Annotated in this window: 11 protein-coding genes; 7 read left to right on the forward strand and 4 right to left on the reverse strand. The window is 50.1% G+C overall.

Annotated elements, in window-relative coordinates:
• Together Q0294_RS20840 and Q0294_RS20845 are read right to left on the reverse strand one after the other, a co-directional pair.
• The coding region (locus Q0294_RS20840; protein ID WP_299469305.1) for a DUF255 domain-containing protein at window positions 1–2,526 on the reverse strand (2,526 nt) is incomplete at its 3' end.
• A gap of 199 nt (window positions 2,527–2,725) precedes the next feature.
• Complete coding sequence (locus Q0294_RS20845; RefSeq protein ID WP_299469307.1) at window positions 2,726–3,679, reverse strand: MoxR family ATPase; 954 nt, start codon at window positions 3,677–3,679, stop codon at window positions 2,726–2,728.
• Between the two features lie 354 nt (window positions 3,680–4,033).
• On the opposite strand from Q0294_RS20845, the gene Q0294_RS20850 reads away from it, so the two are divergent.
• From Q0294_RS20850 to Q0294_RS20875, 6 genes are all read left to right on the forward strand, one after another.
• Window positions 4,034–6,142, forward strand: coding sequence for an acetylxylan esterase (locus tag Q0294_RS20850; RefSeq protein ID WP_299469309.1), 2,109 nt, complete (start codon window positions 4,034–4,036; stop codon window positions 6,140–6,142).
• A gap of 125 nt (window positions 6,143–6,267) precedes the next feature.
• Complete coding sequence (locus tag Q0294_RS20855) at window positions 6,268–7,338, forward strand: MoxR family ATPase (RefSeq protein WP_299469323.1); 1,071 nt, start codon at window positions 6,268–6,270, stop codon at window positions 7,336–7,338.
• Window positions 7,295–8,200, forward strand: coding sequence for a DUF58 domain-containing protein (locus Q0294_RS20860; protein ID WP_299469311.1), 906 nt, complete (start codon window positions 7,295–7,297; stop codon window positions 8,198–8,200). The genes Q0294_RS20855 and Q0294_RS20860 overlap by 44 nt, the downstream gene beginning before the upstream one ends.
• A gap of 21 nt (window positions 8,201–8,221) precedes the next feature.
• Window positions 8,222–10,471 (forward strand): VWA domain-containing protein, encoded by a 2,250-nt coding sequence (locus Q0294_RS20865; RefSeq protein WP_299469313.1) that lies wholly within the window; start codon window positions 8,222–8,224, stop codon window positions 10,469–10,471.
• A 95-nt stretch (window positions 10,472–10,566) separates the two neighbouring features.
• Window positions 10,567–10,746, forward strand: a complete 180-nt coding sequence (locus tag Q0294_RS20870) for a hypothetical protein (RefSeq protein WP_299469314.1) — start codon at window positions 10,567–10,569, stop codon at window positions 10,744–10,746.
• Between the two features lie 90 nt (window positions 10,747–10,836).
• Complete coding sequence (locus Q0294_RS20875; protein WP_299469315.1) at window positions 10,837–11,295, forward strand: hypothetical protein; 459 nt, start codon at window positions 10,837–10,839, stop codon at window positions 11,293–11,295.
• Window positions 11,296–11,309: 14 nt separating this feature from the next.
• Here the strand turns inward: Q0294_RS20875 and Q0294_RS20880 are convergent, their stop codons facing one another.
• The gene (locus Q0294_RS20880) at window positions 11,310–12,797 is read right to left on the reverse strand and encodes an ATP-binding protein (RefSeq protein WP_299469317.1); all 1,488 of its coding nucleotides are present in this window, start codon (window positions 12,795–12,797) and stop codon (window positions 11,310–11,312) included.
• 651 nt (window positions 12,798–13,448) lie between these two features.
• Here Q0294_RS20880 and carB point away from each other — a divergent pair.
• Window positions 13,449–16,703 carry a carbamoyl-phosphate synthase large subunit gene (carB, locus tag Q0294_RS20885; RefSeq protein WP_299469319.1) on the forward strand — a complete coding sequence of 1,085 codons (3,255 nt, stop codon included), beginning with the start codon at window positions 13,449–13,451 and terminating at the stop codon, window positions 16,701–16,703.
• Between the two features lie 60 nt (window positions 16,704–16,763).
• Here carB and Q0294_RS20890 read toward each other — a convergent pair whose 3' ends face one another.
• Window positions 16,764–18,212: a right-handed parallel beta-helix repeat-containing protein gene (locus tag Q0294_RS20890; RefSeq protein WP_299469321.1), complete on the reverse strand. Its 1,449-nt coding sequence runs from the start codon at window positions 18,210–18,212 to the stop codon at window positions 16,764–16,766.
• Between the last annotated feature and the right edge of the window lie 344 nt (window positions 18,213–18,556).

Consider the following 18,556-nt stretch of genomic DNA (forward strand, 5'->3'; position numbering starts at 1 on the left):
GGTCTTATCATTGCAGGCCTGATATTTCACATTGAGTTCAAGCTGTTCTTCTTTACCAGCGGCGTCAGCGGGAATTTCCAATGTGCCCCGCACGATGGCCTGTTTCTCATAAACCTGCAGTGGTTGATCAAAACCCTCCACGTTGAATGCGTGACCGCCGGGATATTTGACATTAGTCAATTTGATATTCTGCATCGACTTGACGGTGAACGTGGTGGGCACCAGAAAATCAGGGCTGGACGGATTCGTATTGATGTGCCAGCCTTCCTCGATGGTTAATACAATCGCCACCTGACAGGTTTTGCCCGCTGGCAGCTTATCGACTGAAAGATAGGCTTTCGCGGAAACCAGGTTTTTCTTCTGTTCGGTTTGACCCAGACCGGCAGCGATCAGTAAATCGATGCCGGGGTTTACGGCAGCCAGTTGTTCGGAGCTTTCATCGATGTTCGGATCGGAATCCTGTTCCCACATGAAATCACCGGCGGGGATAGAAATGGCTGACTGTTTCTGATCGACGGATGTTTCCAGATATTCGCCGACGGCCTGTACCAGTTGGGCACAACGACCGGGATAACGTTTGATGATTCTGCCAAACAGCTGCAGTGTCTGATCGGCGTACTGGCGGTATTTTGGATCGTGGGTCAGTTCAGATAAGAGAATCAGATTGCGAACGCTGATGCTGTTGCCGGAGGGAATCGCGGCATCGTACGCATTTTTGGTGCGGGCGATCAGCTGTTCGTGATCATGAGTCGTGAAATAGAAACCGTGCTCTTTCTGATCCCAGAACAGTTCAATCTGCAGATCCGTCAGTTGGCGGGCCTGATCCAGCCAGTGCTGTTTACCGGTCGCCTGATGCAGAGCGAGCAGCCCTTGTACGAGAAACGCATAATCATCCAGATAAGCGTTCAACCGCGCCTGTCCTGCACGATAGCTGCGGTACAGGTGACCGTGCTCATCGCGCATCTGATCGAGAATAAACTGAGCGGATTTTTCGGCGGCCGCCGTGTAATCGGGACGCTTCAGAACCCGCCCTGCTGTCGCCATGCCTTGAATCATCAGACCATTCCAACTGGTCAGGATTTTATCGTCTATTAAAAGTGCGGTTCTCTTATTGCGAACTGTCAGCAATTTTTGCCGCATCGACGCGAGTCTGGTTTCGAGAGCTGCCGGAGTCGTTTGCTGCTTTTCCGCCAATGCTTCCAGAGAAGTCACCCGATGTAGTACATAACCGTGTTCGAAGCGGGCAGGTTCGTTCAACCCGTAGAATTCTGCAAAGCGAGGATATTCATCACCGAGAATAGATTTGATTTCTTCCTGATTCCAGGCATAACGTTCGCCTTCGATGCCATCGGTTTCAGCGTCGAGGGCGGAATAAAAGCCCCCCTGCGGATCGGTCAGTTCCCGGAGCACAAAATCGATAATTCCTTCGGTGACATTCTTGTATTGAACATTCCCGGTTTGCGCAAATGCATTCGCATACAGTGAGGCCAGTTGCCCGTTGTCGTAAAGCATTTTTTCAAAGTGGGGCACATGCCAGTAACGGTCTGTACTGTAGCGATGAAAGCCGCCCCCCAGATGGTCGTAGATTCCTCCATTGGCCATCGCATCGAGTGTGTGATACAGAACTTTGGCCGACTCTGCAGACGTGGGGTCTTGCGCGGGGGACTGAATGTCGTATTGTAAGAGCACGAGTTTGGACGAAGTCGGGAACTTGGGAGAATTCGGACTGTCTACAGCAAAGTCGATCCCGCCAAATTCGGCATCATAGCCGGCATTGATTGCTCTGACACCCGCTTTGACCAGTTTACTTTCGATGGCAATGGTTTCAGACGCCGCCTCTTCTTTCTGCAGGCGGGCGACTTCTTTGGCAATGATCGTCGCGCTTTGCTGGACCTGTTTTTTATCTGCTGACCAGAGTTGATTCACGCGCTGCAGAACGCGGGGAAAACTCATTTGCCCTCCCTGATCAGTCGGAGGGAAATAGGTGCCGCCGGCAAATGGTTCCCGTTCCGGAGTTAAAAACATCGATAAAGGCCAGCCACCATTTGAGGGCGCGCCGATGAGATGATAATAAACGGTTAACGACGCCATATAAATGTCGTCGATATCGGGACGTTCTTCCCGATCCACTTTGATATTCACAAAATGCTGGTTCATATACTTGGCAATTTCAGGATTCTCAAACACCAGCCGTTCCATCACGTGACACCAGTAGCAACTGCTGTAACCAACCGAGAGGAAGATGATTTTGTTTTCCTGCTTTGCTTTTTCAAAAGCTTCCGGCCCCCAGGGAAACCAGTCCACAGGGTTGTGCTTGTGAAGCAGCAGGTAGGGGCTGGTTTCTTTCGCCAGCCGGTTGGTAAACACGGCTTCAGCTTTGATATCGGTAGGCTCTGACGAAGTTTGCTGCGACGCCTGTTTAGAATCATCGTTGGCAGACAACATGTGCTGGTTCCAGTTTGAACTGGTGAAAAAAGACGCAAGAATCAGGGCGAACCACCAGTTTGCGTTTCGGTTCAAATCCATTTTTATTCTCCAGAAGCGGGCAGATGGCTCATCACCCGGTAAAACGTTTGGGTCTGCTGCGGCGGGTCGCACTGCGACTTCACCGCCGGTAAGTATCAGTATCTTATCCAATACTGTTACTGACGACTATTTAATAATGACAGAACGGCAAATATTCGGGATGGCGGCGGATTTTCCAAAAAAATCCGAATACCCCATTTTATCCCGGAACCGCAGCCTGTTGCAGAATCTGACGAATGATTTCACTGGCGCGAGCCCGCTGGTTTTCACGTATCAGAGATTTGGTTATCACGCGATGTGCCAGCACCGGCACCGCTAACTGCTTGATGTCATCCGGGGTGACATAATCTCGCCCTTCCGTAAATGCTTTACTTTGGGCAGCATGCGAAAACGTGATTGCCCCCCGTGTGCTGACCCCTAACGTGAGTTCCGGGTGATTGCGGGTAATTTCCACAATCTCGAGGATGTAGTCAGTCAAGGAATCATCAACGCGTACTTCGCGCACCGCCTGCTGCATTTCTCTGAGTTGTTTCACAGCCAGTACAGGTTGTAGTGTATTCACCGCTTCGCCCAAACGATGCTGGATTAAAACTTCACGTTCAATCGAACGTTCGGGATAACCGATATCGATGCACATCATGAATCGGTCGAGTTGATTTTCCGGTAAGGGGTATGTGCCTTCAAATTCAAACGGATTTTGTGTCGCCAGCACAAAAAACGGAGGTTGCAGGATAATCGTTTGTCCCTCTACAGTCACCTGCCCTTCATTCATTGCTTCCAAGAGGGCGCTTTGCGTGCGGGGAGGCGTACGGTTGATTTCATCTGCCAGGAGCACATTGGAAAAAATGGGACCTCTTCGAAATTCGAACTCACCCAGATTTGGGAGAAAAACATTCGATCCCAGAATATCCGAAGGAAGCATGTCTGGCGTGAACTGAACCCGTGTGTAATTACAGTCCAGACTTTTCGCGATCGCTTTTGCCAGTGACGTTTTCCCGACACCGGGCGCATCTTCGATCAGGATATGCCCTTCTGCCAGCAATGTCACAATCGCGAGTTGCACCACCTCCGGTTTGCCGATGAGTACACTGGAAATATTATCGTGAAGTGTCTTGACCAGGCTTGCAGTTTCTTGCTGGGAATGAACTTCCATTAAAGATCCATTTCTGAAGGGAATGTCTGCTGAGGCAGCGGGGAGCGCAATTGTATTTCTAGGGTTCAGAATTACAGAAATCTGTCCTGCTTTTCAACTAACTTCCTACCTGGTTAATGCGTGTTATGGAATTATGCCAAAACAAGTCATATTTTTCTGTACAATTGTCTGAATGATTTTCATTATAGAGAGGCCAATTGTAAAGAAAACCAGGCTTTGATAACAATCAACGCATGCACCAATCATTATTTGAATTCAGAAACTTTGTTTCGGCGTGTTCAAGTCTTTCATTCACTGGCACCACATTTTTTATCAATTTTATCATTAATATACTTAACATCAGGATCATTCACTATGTCGGGCCCCAAACAGTCGATTGACCGGTTAGAAGATCTCTCACGACGTTCTTTCTTACAAACAGGTGGCATGAGTCTGGTCGGTTTGAGTCTGTTAGAGAACTTAATGATTTCGGAACTGGCGGCTGCCCCGGGCTCGTCCGATCAAAAAAATCAAGCATTGAATCGCTTCCCGCGAATGGTTCAGGAATACTTTGTCAGCAGGGTCAGAGCGCAGGAAGCCAAAACGATCGAGCGGCTCGATTCGTTAAAAACCAAAGCCGACGCAGAAGAATATGTGCGTTCCGTGCAAAAACGAATCCGGGAAGCATTTGGCCCGAACCCCGAACGCACTCCTTTAAATGCCCGTATCACGAAAACGACAGACCGTGATACTTATACCATCGAAAACGTCATCTTCGAAAGTCGTCCCGGCTTTCTCGTTACGGCGAATCTATATCTTCCAAAAGGAATTACCGAACCGGTGCCGGGGGTTGTGGGGACCTGTGGTCACTCGCACAATGGAAAAGCCGAAACCGCCTACCAGTCGTTTGCACAGGGACTGGCCAGAAAAGGGTACGTCGTTCTGATCTATGATCCCATCGGTCAGGGAGAGCGGGTCCAATATAGTGGTGACGATCTGAAATCGACCATCGGCGCAGGGGTGCGCGAGCATCTACATGGAGGCAATCAGCAATTTCTGGTCGGCGAAAATCTTGCGATGTGGCGCGCCTGGGACGGTATTCGCGCTCTGGATTATCTGTTAACCCGCAAAGAAGTCGATCCAAAACGGGTTGGAGTCACCGGCAATTCTGGTGGCGGAACGATGACGACCTGGTTGTGTGGTGTCGAACCGCGGTGGACGATGGCGGCCCCCAGTTGTTTCGTGACCACGTTCCGCCGCAATATGGAAAATGAACTTCCCGCAGATACCGAACAGTGTCCACCCAAGGTGCTGGCACTCGAACTCGACCATGCCGACTTTTTAGCAGCCCAGGCGCCGAACCCGGTACGAATACTGAGCAAAGAACGGGATTATTTTGATGTGCGCGGCGCACGGGAAGCGTATCTGCGATTGAAACGGCTGTATAAACTGCTGGGTAAGGAAGAAAACGTTTCGCATTTTGTCGGCCCGACTTATCACGGTTATTCGCAGGAAAATCGGGAAGCCATGTATGAATGGTTCAATCAGGCCACCGGCATTTCTGATGAATCGAAAGAGCCGAAGCTGACGATTGAAAAAGACGAAACGCTGTGGTGTACTCCCAAAGGCTCCGTTGCCGATGTCGGCTCCAAGCCGATGCACGTCTTTACGGCAGAGCGATCACAGGAACTGGCAAAACAGCGTAAACCGAAATCCGGCCCGGCTCTCCAGTCGGCAGTGGCAGAAACACTGAGACTGAAACATGTAGACGGCACCCCCGATTACCGTATCTTGCGAAACCGGGGAGGCAAAAACTATCCGCTGAAACATTCCATTACTTATGCGGTGGAAACGGAACCGGGTATTCAGGCGGTCGTATATCGTGTTTCCGATGAGCTGCTTTATTCCCGTCCTCCGCAGGCTGCCGGTAAACGGGCAACTTTGTACATTCCGCATGTCTCCTCTGATGCCGAACTGCAGGAGGAACCGTTGTTAAAAAAAGCCAGTCAGGATAAAGAACGCGTGCTTTATACCTGTGATGTGCGGGGCATTGGTGAGTCGCTGCCCGATACAACCAGTCCAAATTCATTTTTTACTCCGTACGGCAGCGATTACTTCTATGCCGCACACGCCGTCATGCTGGACGACCCTTATCTTGGCCAAAAAACATTTGACGTCCTGCGGGTTCTCGACTGGCTGACTGCGAACGGTCATTCCGACATTCATCTGATCGGTCGCGGCTGGGGTGCTTTGCCGGCGACGTTTGCTGCCTTGTTTTCGCCACAGGTGAAACAGGTGACGCTGAAAAATGCGTTGACTTCCTTCAGTGAAATTGCAGAAACCGAACACTATGAATGGCCACTCTCCACGCTGATCCCCAATGTATTAACGGCCTTTGATATGCCAGAGTGTTATGCTGAACTGAAAGCAACCAAAGGCCTTACGCAAATTGCCCCCTGGGGAGCAAAAGGCGCCGACAGTTAAGAACACGGCCAAACAGCCTTGCAGGGACGGGGGCTCGCTCGTCACAATAGTGATAGTCACATAAGGCGGGCGTTTTTCATTTCTTCGAACAAGAAACTGGCAATATCGTGAGCAGCGATCCTACGATGGAATCTTCCGATCTGGAAGCCGTTGAAAAATTACACCAGGCATACGAACGACTGATGCAGGAAGTGAACCGGGTCATTATCGGGCAGCATCAGGTGGTCGAAGAATTAATGATTTCTCTCCTGGCGGGCGGACATTGTCTGCTGGTAGGTGTGCCCGGCCTGGCAAAAACATTAATCGTGCATACTCTGGCCGATACGTTGAATCTGTCTTTCAACCGCGTGCAGTTTACACCCGATTTAATGCCGGCAGACATCACCGGAACCGATGTCATTCAGGAAGACAAAAGCACCGGCAATCGCGATTTCAAATTTCTGGCCGGGCCCATATTTTCGAATGTGGTGCTGGCTGATGAAATCAACCGCACGCCTCCGAAAACACAAGCTGCCCTGCTGGAAGCGATGCAGGAACATCAGGTCACTGCGGGGGGACGCAAACACAAACTCCCCGTCCCCTTCTTTGTATTGGCGACACAAAACCCGATTGAGCAGGAGGGAACCTATCCACTGCCTGAAGCGCAACTGGATCGGTTCATGTTTGAAATCAAAGTCGATTATCCAAGCGAAGAGGAAGAATTCGCGATCGTGCGGCAGACGACGTCTGACGAATCTTATTCGGTCAAGAAGGTACTGGACCTGGATGAGCTGTTATCATTTCAGTCCCTGGTTCGCAAAGTACCGGTGGCTGACCATGTGATCCGCTATGCCATGCAGTTTGCCCGCATGACGCGCGTCAGAGGGGGGAACGATTCTCAACCTGATGATGTTCCCGACTTTATCCGGGAATTTGTGAGTTGGGGCGCAGGGCCGCGTGCCAGCCAGAATCTGGTTCTGGGGGCGAAAGCGCGGGCGATTCTACACGGGCGGATGTATGTCAGTACGGATGATGTGCGTGCGGTCGCGCATCCGGTATTAAGACATCGTATCATTACGAATTTCAACGCCGAAGCGGAGGGTATGACTCCCGACAAGATTGTAGACCGTTTGATACAACTCATTTCCGTCGATTCCTCTCAGGAAAAACTTGATGGACGATTACCGCAAGTATTTAGATCCGCAGACGCTCGCTAAGGTCCAGAATCTGGATCTGGCGGCACGGCAGATTGTGGAAGGCTATGTTTCGGGTTCGCATAAGAGCCCCTTTCATGGTTTTTCTGCCGAGTTTGCGCAGCATCGGGAATATGTCATCGGTGACGATCTACGCTATGTCGACTGGAAAGTTTACGCTAAGTCGGATCGTTATTATCTCAAGCAGTATGAAGCCGAGACCAATTTCACCTGCCATATCATTCTCGACTGCAGCGAATCGATGCGATATCGTTCTGCGAACGCGGCGCTTTCAAAATGGGAATATGGTCGGCTGGTGGCAGCAGCGCTGGCATATGTGGTGATCAAACAGCAGGATGCCGCCGGACTGTGTACCGTGAATGATCATGTGATCGATTTTCTCAGACCTTCCAGTCAACCGACCCATTTGAAGCAGATTTATTACACGATGGAACATACCGAGCCGACAGGCGAATCGGGGCTGGGAAAGGTGTTTCATGAACTGGCTGAGCGAATTACCCGCCGCAGTTTAATAATTATTATCAGCGATCTGTTTGATGATCTGGATTCCGTCCTGTTGGGGCTGAAGCATTTTCGGCATCGCAAACATGATGTGAGTCTGTTGCAGGTGATTGATCCGGCTGAGCAGGATTTTCCGTTTCAAGAGCCGGTCCTGTTTCGGGGTCTGGAAAATCAACCCGAACAGATGGCCGAGCCCCGTTCGTTGAAAAAAGCGTATCAGGCAGAATTCGAAAAGTTTTTAAAGACCGTCCAACGCGGCTGCCGTGATTTAAAAATGGATTATGCTCTGATCCGCACCGATCATTTTCTGGATGTCGCGTTGTCTGCATTTTTGTCACATCGGCAGACGCGAGTGGGCTCTTAATTTTTTCCGAATTTCAATTTTATGTTCGAATTTTCATTTCATCCTGTATTGGCCTTTGGATTCGCCAGCCCGTGGCTGTTGGCAGGCTTGCTGGCGGCAGGCATACCGATACTGATCCATCTGCTGCACAAACGAAAGTTTATTGAAACCGACTGGGCGGCGATGAAATTTTTGCTGCTCGCGACTAAAAAGTATTCGCGGCGAGTCAGATTTGAACAGTTACTCGTGCTGTTAGTCCGCTGTTTGATTCTGTTGTTACTGGCGATTGCCTTTTCCCGTCCGTATTGGTCCGTGCAAGGCGCCTTCTTTGAATCGGCGGCCCCCGTGCATCGTATTCTCGTGATCGACACCTCTTTCAGTATGCGCTGGAATGGAGAGGAACAATCAATCTTCGAAGAGGCGAGAGAACTCGCGCGGTCTCAGGTTTCCGCTTCAAACCCCGGAGACGCCTTTCAACTGATTCAGATTTCCAATTCATCCCCGCAGGCATTGATTTCCCGTCCTTCCCGTCAGCAGGCGTATGTCCTGGAAGAAATTGCGAGGATGCAGCCTACCGCAGAATACGGAAACGTGGGACAGGCTTTGCAGACGGCTCTGGAATTTTTGGGACAGGCACAGGAACTGGCACAGAAAGAAGTGATCGTGATCAGCGACTTTCAGGCACAAAGCTGGGCACCTCTGCAGACAGATCAGGAAAGCGCTCGCGTTCGCTCATTAATGGAAGCCATTTCAAAAAAATCGACTTTGACTTTGAAAGATATCGGTCTCGCGGAAGAAGCAAACCTGGCTGTGATCGACTTCTCCAGTAAGTCCGTTTTTGCCACGCTGAACCAACCGGTGCGACTGGGAGTCACACTCCATAATTTTGGTTTACTGAATCAGGAAGATGTCAATCTGCAATTGTTCGTAGATGATCAACTTGTGAATCAGAAACTGGTCAAGCTGCCGGCCAATGCAGACACGCAAACAGAATTTACGCACCAGTTTACAAGAGTCGGCGATCATCGATTGGAAGTCAGGCTCGCAGAGGATCAGCTTCCTTTGGACAATCGCCGCTGGATCATCATGCCCGTTAAAAAAGAAATCAATGTGCTGCTGGTCAACGGCAGGCAATCCGGAGAATCGATGGGGCGGGCCACCGATTATCTCGAGCTGGCATTGTCTCCCTCTTTGAAAGAACAACCCTGGCAGGGAATGATGAAACCTCACGTGATCAGTGAAGGTGAACTGGCCAATACAGAATTAAGCCTCTATGACGCCGTCGTGATTTGTGATGTGGCATTGTTTACCGAAAATGAGCGGGACCTGTTAAAAGGTTATGTACAACGTGGTGGCGGGTTGATTATCAGTCTCGGGGAACAGGTTAATGCTGAAAATTATAATCAAACTCTGTTCCAACCAGACGCCGGATTGTTACCTTTGAAATTATTGAATCGCCGTGGAGACGCGCAAAAGCATACGACTTTGTTTGAATTTGATCCGTTGAAATATCAGCATCCGATTATTGAAATCTTCAAAGGAAATCCCGATGCCGGTCTGGAAACGACGCATCTCTACGAATATTTTCAGGCAGAAATTCTTCCCGATCCCAATACACGCCTGATTTTGAATTATGATACGAATGACCCGGCGATTGTAGAAAGCAGTTTAGGGCGAGGTAAGGTGATTCTGATCACTACGTCGCTGGATCGTCGCTGGGGAACGTGGTCGATCTGGCCGAGTTTTCCTCCGATGATGAATGAACTCGTGTTGTATGTTTCCACCGGGAAATGGGAAAAACGGGAAGCTCTGGTTGGTCAGCCGCTGGAAATCATGGCGCTGGAGAATCAATTGACTCTTTCTCCCCGGATGATCGCTCCTGATCAGGAAGAGTTTCCGCTGCAGAGTGTGCTCGATACAAATACGGAAACCAGAACCATCACCTTCAACCAGACATTCCAATCCGGTATTTACGAACTGGACTGGGGAAAGACTTCTTCAGAGAAGACATTCTACGCAGTCAATGTTTCTCCGCGGGAAAGTGATCTGAAACATATTGGGCCACAGGTGATTCCTCCGCAATATTTTCGCAGCCAGTCCAGTACACCAACCCTGTCGAACGAATTGTCTGCAGACCGAAACACGCATGCCGGCCTGTCTGAAAATCTGCTGTTTACCGTCCTGGCATTGATTGTGGTGGAACTGTTATTATTGTGGCGGTTTTCCGTCGGCGCACTCTCATTTCTGGCAGTCATGTTTCTGTGTTTCCTGAGCCTGTTTTTCCAGCGGTGATCAGCGGTGAGTCTACAATTATAGAGGCAGTTATGGTATACTGATCGATTCGAGAGCAAGATCGGCATCCTGAATCAGAGGAAAGTAGCATTGAGATGAATTTGAATAAGAAGCAGAAAAAACAGATCGAGATTGCCCGTCAAAAAATTCAAAAATTGCGTCAGCGATTAACGGGCGCCAAAGTGCAAATGGACGACGCGCAGGAAGTGAAAAATCTCGAACAGGAAATTGCCGCCCAGGAAGAACTCATTAAAAAATATCAGGAAGATTCCTGAGTGATTCAGTTTCCCGGTCTTCTCCAGGGAAAACCAGAAAACTTCCCATTCATTGATTCGAATTCGTATTGAAATATAAAGCCTGGCATTGTGTCTGTTCCGCATCTCCCCACGATTATTGTCGTTCATCCCAAGGAACGAAAAAGTAAATGCACCGTGCAGTCTTTACGCACGCGAGATGACTTTCTCTTCTGGAAGTATCCCCGAAAAGAACCCGACAAGTTGCCCCGATATGTGCGACTGGGTATGGGAGGTCCTGAGATCAGTAAAGCAGACGCTGCTTCAGGATTGCTGGTTCTGGACGGGACCTGGCGGCTGGCTGAAAAAATGGAACCTGCTTACGAGGAACTGCCTGTTCGCAGCTTACCTGTCTGGGAAACCGCTTACCCGCGGGTTTCCAAGCAGTTTGATGATCCTGCAGCCGGGTTGGCGACCATTGAAGCGATTTTTATTGCCTACCATCTCATGGGTTATGCGACAGACGGTTTGCTGGACGGTTACTACTGGGCCGAAGAGTTCCTGAAACAAAATCGTGATCAGCTGATCTAAGTAACGTCGATCATTTAACACACTGATTCCATCGGTGTTTCTTCCGGAATTGCTGATTGATAGGTACGTACAATTTCCCGGAGCTGCTCTCGATTGACTGGTTTTGTTGTATAATCATTGCAGCCGGCTTCGATACATTTATCACGATCACCGCTCATCGCATGGGCCGTTAAAGCGACAATGGGCAGATTGTATCCCTGTTCGCGCAACTCTCTGGTGGCACCATAACCGTCCAGAATGGGCATCGACATATCCATCAGGATCACATCGAACGGTTTACCTTTCTTCTGCGCATCAAGGGCCCGTCTGACGGCGATATCTCCGTTTTCTGCCAGCATCACGCGTGCTCCCTCCTTTTTCAGGAGTGTAGAAATCAATCGTTGATTATCGACTCCATCTTCCGCCAGCAGCACGGAACAAACTCCTTTCATCTTTTGTTCAAAATGTCCATCACCTCGCGGGCGACTTACCTGAATCGCTTTTAATGCTGCCATCGGATCCTCATGAAACCGGATCGTTTCTGAGTCACCGATTTTGACTGTTAAAGTAAAGGTGGTTCCTTCCTTAGGGACACTTTCACAGACCAGGTCACCTCCCAGCATTTCAGCGAGCCGTCTGCTGATGGCCAGGCCCAGGCCTGTGCCTCCGAACTTGCGAGTAGTGGATGTGTCTGCCTGGACAAATGGCTGATACAGGCTTTTCATTTGTTTCGAAGTCATTCCAATTCCCGTGTCCTGAACTTGGAACTGTAACAACGGCGTTCCACATTCCGTCGTCAGAAACGAAGTTTCCATCGACACCCTTCCGCCGTCGGGAGTGAATTTAATCGCGTTGCCAATCAGGTTGATCAAAATCTGCTTGAGGCGTGTAGGGTCGCTCTGGATCGTAACGGGAATTTTTCCCTTGAAAGACAGCTTGAACCGGATTTCCTGGTTTTCCGCACGCACACTCATCAGAGAATGAATTTCCTTCAGTTTTTCCATCAGAGAAAATGGAACGGTTTCAATGGTGAGGTTTCCGGATTCAATCTTAGAGATGTCGAGAATATCGTTAATGATTTCCAGCAGATAATTGCCATTTCGCTTAATGACTTCAAGCAGTTTTAAGCTACCCGGGCGCCCCCAGCTTTCTTCAATCAAAAGATCTGTGTATCCCAGAACGGCCGTCATGGGCGTGCGTATTTCATGGCTCATATTTGCCAGGAATTCACTTTTGACACGCGATGCTGCTTCTGCATCTGCGTTGGCCTGCTTCAGTCGCTCCGCTTTTTCTTCGAGTTCTCTGCGAACAATTTCCAGATTCTCTGTCCGGTCTTTGAGTGCATTCAGCGCCCGGTCTCGAATATCAGAGACGCGGTTATACTGTTTGGCGATTAATCCGACATCACTAAATTCGTCAAGGTCCCTGAGGGGACTGGCATCGCCTTGAATCTGCTGCTGCATCGAATTCAGCAGTTCATTCATTTCTGTGTTAGCACCGTGCTCCGTCATATTCAGTCCCATTTCCGCTTCTTCAGGAGTTGCTCGCAAGCGAATAATTTAACTCACAATTCGTAATAACAGCATGTAAGCAAAGCTTATGTTTTTATCCGTAAACATGAGGCAGGAACCCAACAAATTCTCACCGCTGTTCATTGATGAAAGTGAATTGAATGGAATGCCTGTATCTGAAGGGAGGGAAAGTTTTCATTTGTGTATCTGGACGAAATGCGAGATATAAAACCCTCCTGATTTATCAAAGTACTTCTAAAAAAGAACTTAACGCTTCCGGTTGAATTGGGGATGACATCGTAAAATTGCTACTTCCCATCCGATCGTTTCAGCTGCTCTGTCCAGAACACAGTTCAGGAATTATTGAATGACTCAGTCAATTCGCTGATCAATCAGAGTGAAAACACCTCACACAGGTTTTACCAAAGGGGAACGGGCTTGAATGTTGCAAAATCGCAACTTGCTGATTCGGTTTATCTGTGCCTGCTCTCATTCCCGCCTTTAAGACACGGAAACGGATGTTATAAAAGGCCGTTCTGGTACTTTCTGGCCTGCTTTGCTTGATTATTCTGGTGTGCTTGTTAACGTTGGGAAGATTTGCGCAAAAATTTTGTATTGCAGCCAGAGAATAATGAACATTTGCTGTTAAGGTGATGTGAAAAAGTGCCCAGACGCGACGACATTAAGAAAATATTGATCATCGGCTCCGGTCCCATTGTGATTGGCCAGGCCTGTGAATTTGACTATTCCGGCACTCAAGCCTGTAAAGCTTTGAAAGAAGATGGTTATGAGGTGGTATTGGTGAATTCCAATCCGGCCACGATCATGACCGACCCGGAAACGGCTCATCGAACGTACATTGAGCCGATCACATGGCAATATATCCAAAAAGTGATCGAAATCGAGAAACCGGATGCCCTGCTGCCGACTTTGGGAGGTCAGACCGGCTTGAATGCCGCCATGGATCTCGCCCGCCGGGGAATCCTCGATCAACTGGGGGTCGAGCTGATTGGCGCCAAGGAAGAGGTCATTGCCAAAGCGGAAAGTCGCGACCAGTTCAAGGAAGCCATGACGAAGATTGGACTGGATTGTCCCCGCAGTTCGGTGGTCCATAACATGGAAGAGGCCAATGTCGCGATGAAGGAGATCGGCCTGCCGATCATCATTCGTGCCAGTTATACCCTCGGCGGAACAGGCGGCGGTGTCGCCTACAATCGCGAGGAGTTCGAAGAAAAAGTACGCAGCGGACTTGCCCTGTCTCCGGTCAATGAAGTGCTGCTGGAAGAATCCATCCTCGGATGGAAAGAATATGAGATGGAGGTCATGCGCGATCAGGCCGATAATGTGGTCATTATCTGCTCGATTGAAAACTTTGATCCCATGGGTATCCACACCGGGGACTCCATCACCGTTGCACCCGCTCAAACTCTGACTGATAAAGAATACCAGCGGATGAGAGACGCCACGATTGCCTGCATCAGGGAAATCGGCGTCGAAACAGGCGGCTCGAATGTGCAGTTTGCCATCAACCCCGACACGGGCCGGATGACGATTATCGAAATGAATCCTCGTGTCAGTCGCTCCAGTGCGCTGGCATCAAAGGCGACCGGCTTTCCCATCGCCAAAATTGCTGCCAAGCTTGCTGTCGGCTATCGTCTCGATGAAATTCGCAACGATATCACGCGGCAGACACTGGCCTGTTTTGAACCGACGATCGATTATGTCGTCACAAAAATTCCGCGCTGGACCTTCGAAAAATTTCCCGACGCCGACCCTGTTTTAACCGTGCAGATGAAATCTGTCGGTGAAACGATGGCCATCGGACGCACTTTTAAAGAGTCATTGCAGAAAGCACTCCGTGGCCTGGAAATAGGTCACTTCGGTCTGGGGGGCGGCAACAAGGACCTGTGGGGAACGCCCAAACAACCATCCAAGGATCTGATTCAGTCCAAGCTGTCCGTACCCAACGAAGACCGCATCTTCTATATTCGTTATGCATTTAAGCTCGGCATGACCACTGAGCAAATTTATGAATTGAGCGATATTGATCCCTGGTTTCTGAATCACATCAAGCAACTGATCGATTTTGAAGGTGAAATCCGCCAGTTCTCCCGGCTGGAAGACGTCGACTTCGCGTTCATGAAAAAAACCAAACAGTATGGCTATTCCGACAAACAGCTGGCCTTCTGGCTGGATTCCACTGAAATGGATGTGCGTCACTATCGCAAGCAGTTGGGTATTGAAGCCACATTCAAGCAGGTCGATACCTGTGCGGCGGAATTCGAAGCCTTTACGCCTTACTTTTATTCCACCTACGAAGACGAAGACGAAACGCCGGGAAATCCCGATCACAAACGCCGGATCATGATTCTCGGAGGCGGACCCAATCGCATCGGGCAGGGTATTGAATTCGATTACTGCTGCTGTCAGGCTTCGTTCGCGTTGCAGGAATTGGGCATCGAGAGCATCATGGTCAACTCGAACCCGGAAACTGTATCGACCGATTATGACACGTCCGACCATTTGTTCTTTGAGCCGCTGACGACCGAAGACGTATTGAATATCTGTGACCGGATGAAGCCCGATGGTGTGATCGTGCAGTTTGGCGGGCAAACACCCCTCAATCTGGCCCGCGGTCTGGAAGCCGCCGGTGTCAACATTATCGGCACGAGCCCGGATATGATTGATGCTGCAGAAGACCGGGAACGCTTTCAAGCCATTCTTGAGAAACTCAAATTGCATCAACCGCCGAACGGAATTGCCACCGATACGGAAAGCGCACGTGCAGTTGCCAAGAAAATCAGTTATCCCATTCTGGTTCGTCCCAGTTATGTTCTGGGGGGACGGGCTATGGAGATTTGTTACGACGAAGAATCTCTCGTTCGTTATATGAACGAAGCGGTCAACGCTTCACCCGATCACCCCGTCCTCGTTGACCAGTTTCTGGAAGATGCCATTGAAGTCGACGTCGATGCCATTTCTGACGGTATTACCACGCTGGTCGGAGGCGTGATGGAGCACATCGAAGAAGCCGGCGTGCACTCTGGTGACTCGGCCTGTGTGCTGCCGCCACACTCATTGCCCGATTCTGTTATCGATGAAATCAAACGGGCTACTCATGCCCTGGCGCGAGAGTTAAAAGTCAAAGGCCTGATGAACCTCCAGTTTGCAGTCAAACAGACGGACGGGGTTTACACGGTTTATATTCTGGAAGTCAATCCCCGTGCGAGCCGTACTTCGCCATTCGTCTCCAAAGCCACAGGGCTTTCTCTGCCCCGTGTCGCTGCGAAAGTCATGGCCGGCGTCTCATTGATGGAACAGGGTGTCACCCGGGAACCAACGCCGAAACATACTTCAGTCAAAGAAAGCGTGTTTCCGTTTTCCCGATTCCTGGGAGTCGATATTATCCTCGGCCCTGAAATGCGTTCGACCGGTGAAGTGATGGGAATCTCCAAAGGTTTCGCGATGGCCTTTGCGAAAAGCCAGTTAGCCGCCAGTACGAGCCTGCCATCTGAGGGAACCGTATTTATCAGTATGGCGGACGTCTATAAGGAGATGATCATCGAACCCGCACGCCGGTTGATTGAGCTGGGCTTCAAGATCGTTTCGACTTCCGGTACGGCCCGCGTTCTCAAACAAGCCGGGCTGGAAGTTTCGACCGTAAAGAAACTGAAAGAAGGCCGACCGAATCTTCTGGACATGATGGCGAATCAGGAAGTGCAATTCATCTTCAATACGCCCAGCGGAAAAGGTTCGCGCACCGATGAAGGCAAGATTCGCTCCGCCTCGGTTTCGTATGGCGTCACTTGTGTCACCACCATTCCCGGATGCCTGGCAGTCGTCAAAGCCTTAGAAGCCCTCGCAGAAGACCCGACACCTCAGGTCAGAGCCCTGCAGGACTGGATGGCGGATATGTAAGTCCGACATCTTCGACTTTCATCGCATGCGAAAAAATTCACTTGAGCAGAGGCGGCCCGTTTATTCCATCATCAGGTTATTCGTGGCTGCCGTTCCTGCTTCCATTTCAATCGAACCGGAAACCAGATTGTCCGTCACCTGATTTTGCTGGCCTCCCGTCACACGAATGGCAAAGTTTTCAGGGGCTTCCGTAATCAGGCAGTCGGAAATACGAGACTGTTTCACGTTCTTCAGCAGAATGCCGCCGTGTTCACATTCACGCACCGAGCAATTGGTGATATTCATTCTCTCGCAGTTCTCCAGAATCAGACCGGCGGCTGCTTCCTGCGTGGATTTGATATTCAGGCTGTTCAGCGTGCAATCGCTGCAGTCTTTGAAGACGTTCGCATTTTTTGTCTCGGCCCGGTAGTCAGGGTTGCGATCCAGCAGATTGGCTCCCAGCACAATATACGACGAATCTTCAACCAGCAGATTATGTTCGTAGGCCTGCCAGAGTGTATTGCCGGTAATCGTAATCCCCCGCGCGTGCTTTAAATGAATATTGACGGCGACGTCGCTCATGGAATTGTCCGCAATCGCAAAATTGCCGACCTTACGCGGATCTTCGGGACCATTGCCGATGAATCGCACATTGGCGGCGTCGGGAGCATCATTCGTATGTTGAATGGTACAACCAAAGATGGCCCCTTCCCGCAGCGAGCCCTTTGAAATATCAAATAACACATTCGCCGTCGGGGGCGTGTCCTCTCCCATGTTGCCTTCGATATCACAGTTCCCGATTTGAATATTGCGAATTTCGCTTTCCCGGACGACAATTCCACCCATTTTATTGTAGCTGATATGCGAATCCGAAATGTTGATCTGATGCAGGTTCAACTTCTCCAGATAAATGCCCACGCCTTCATTCTGATACAAATGACAGTCGTCGATGGACACATTCCGATTTCGTTCGTACAAAAGAATTCCATGCAAGGCCTGTCGCACGACGAGGCGCGTGATTGTGATCTGCATTGTTTTTGTCGCAGCTACTCCAATTGCTTCCGGGTGTTTGCCCACAATTTCAATGCCATCCACCATCGGCGTCCGTTCCTGTTCCCAGACAACTGGATTCATCGTTTTGGGACTCGCGGTCCCGTTATGCGTGCCGATAAAATGAAACGCGGGCCCGGGCCCTTCCATCAAAATCGTTGCGGTGCCATCGCCGGAAACAGACGTCGGTCCCACCTTGTTTAAATCAATCACAATCGGCTTTGTGAAGCGATAGCGACCTCGCGGAAACCGCAGTGAACCGACAGACGCATCGACCATCTTCTGAATCGCCGCCGTGTCGTCTGCTTTCCCATCGCCGCGCGCACCAAAATCGAGCACGGTTTTGCCACCGGTCGCCTGCCCTTTTACCGCCGGCTGTTCCTGGCTCAATAACCTGCGCGAATCCTCGGGAGCAAGCAGATAAAGACCAACCATCGCCAGTGTGGCAAAACAAAGCGTAGAGAGGGTTCTGGATTTCATGGAAACGACTTTCAATACTGGAGATTTTCAGGCAGGAATTCGAAGGCGCTGTTGGCAGGCTCAATAATTAACGAACCTTACAAAAGGGCACCCTGAGTCTAAGCAAGTCGCGATCGAGGATCAACCGACCCCCCTGAGAAAATGCCCGCCACAATTCTGCCGGCGTGCAGCTTCCCCGTCATCATTGATGGTACACGGGGCGCGGCTCATCGCCGGCGATGATTTTCAGATAACTCTGGTAGCGCTGTCGGGATATGAAATCATTGGCTACGGCACGTTTCACTCCGCAACCGGACTCATGCGTATGCGAACAATCCGGGAAACGGCACTGAGGAATAACGGGA

This window comes from uncultured Gimesia sp. (assembly GCF_937919775.1).
Classification (GTDB): domain Bacteria; phylum Planctomycetota; class Planctomycetia; order Planctomycetales; family Planctomycetaceae; genus Gimesia.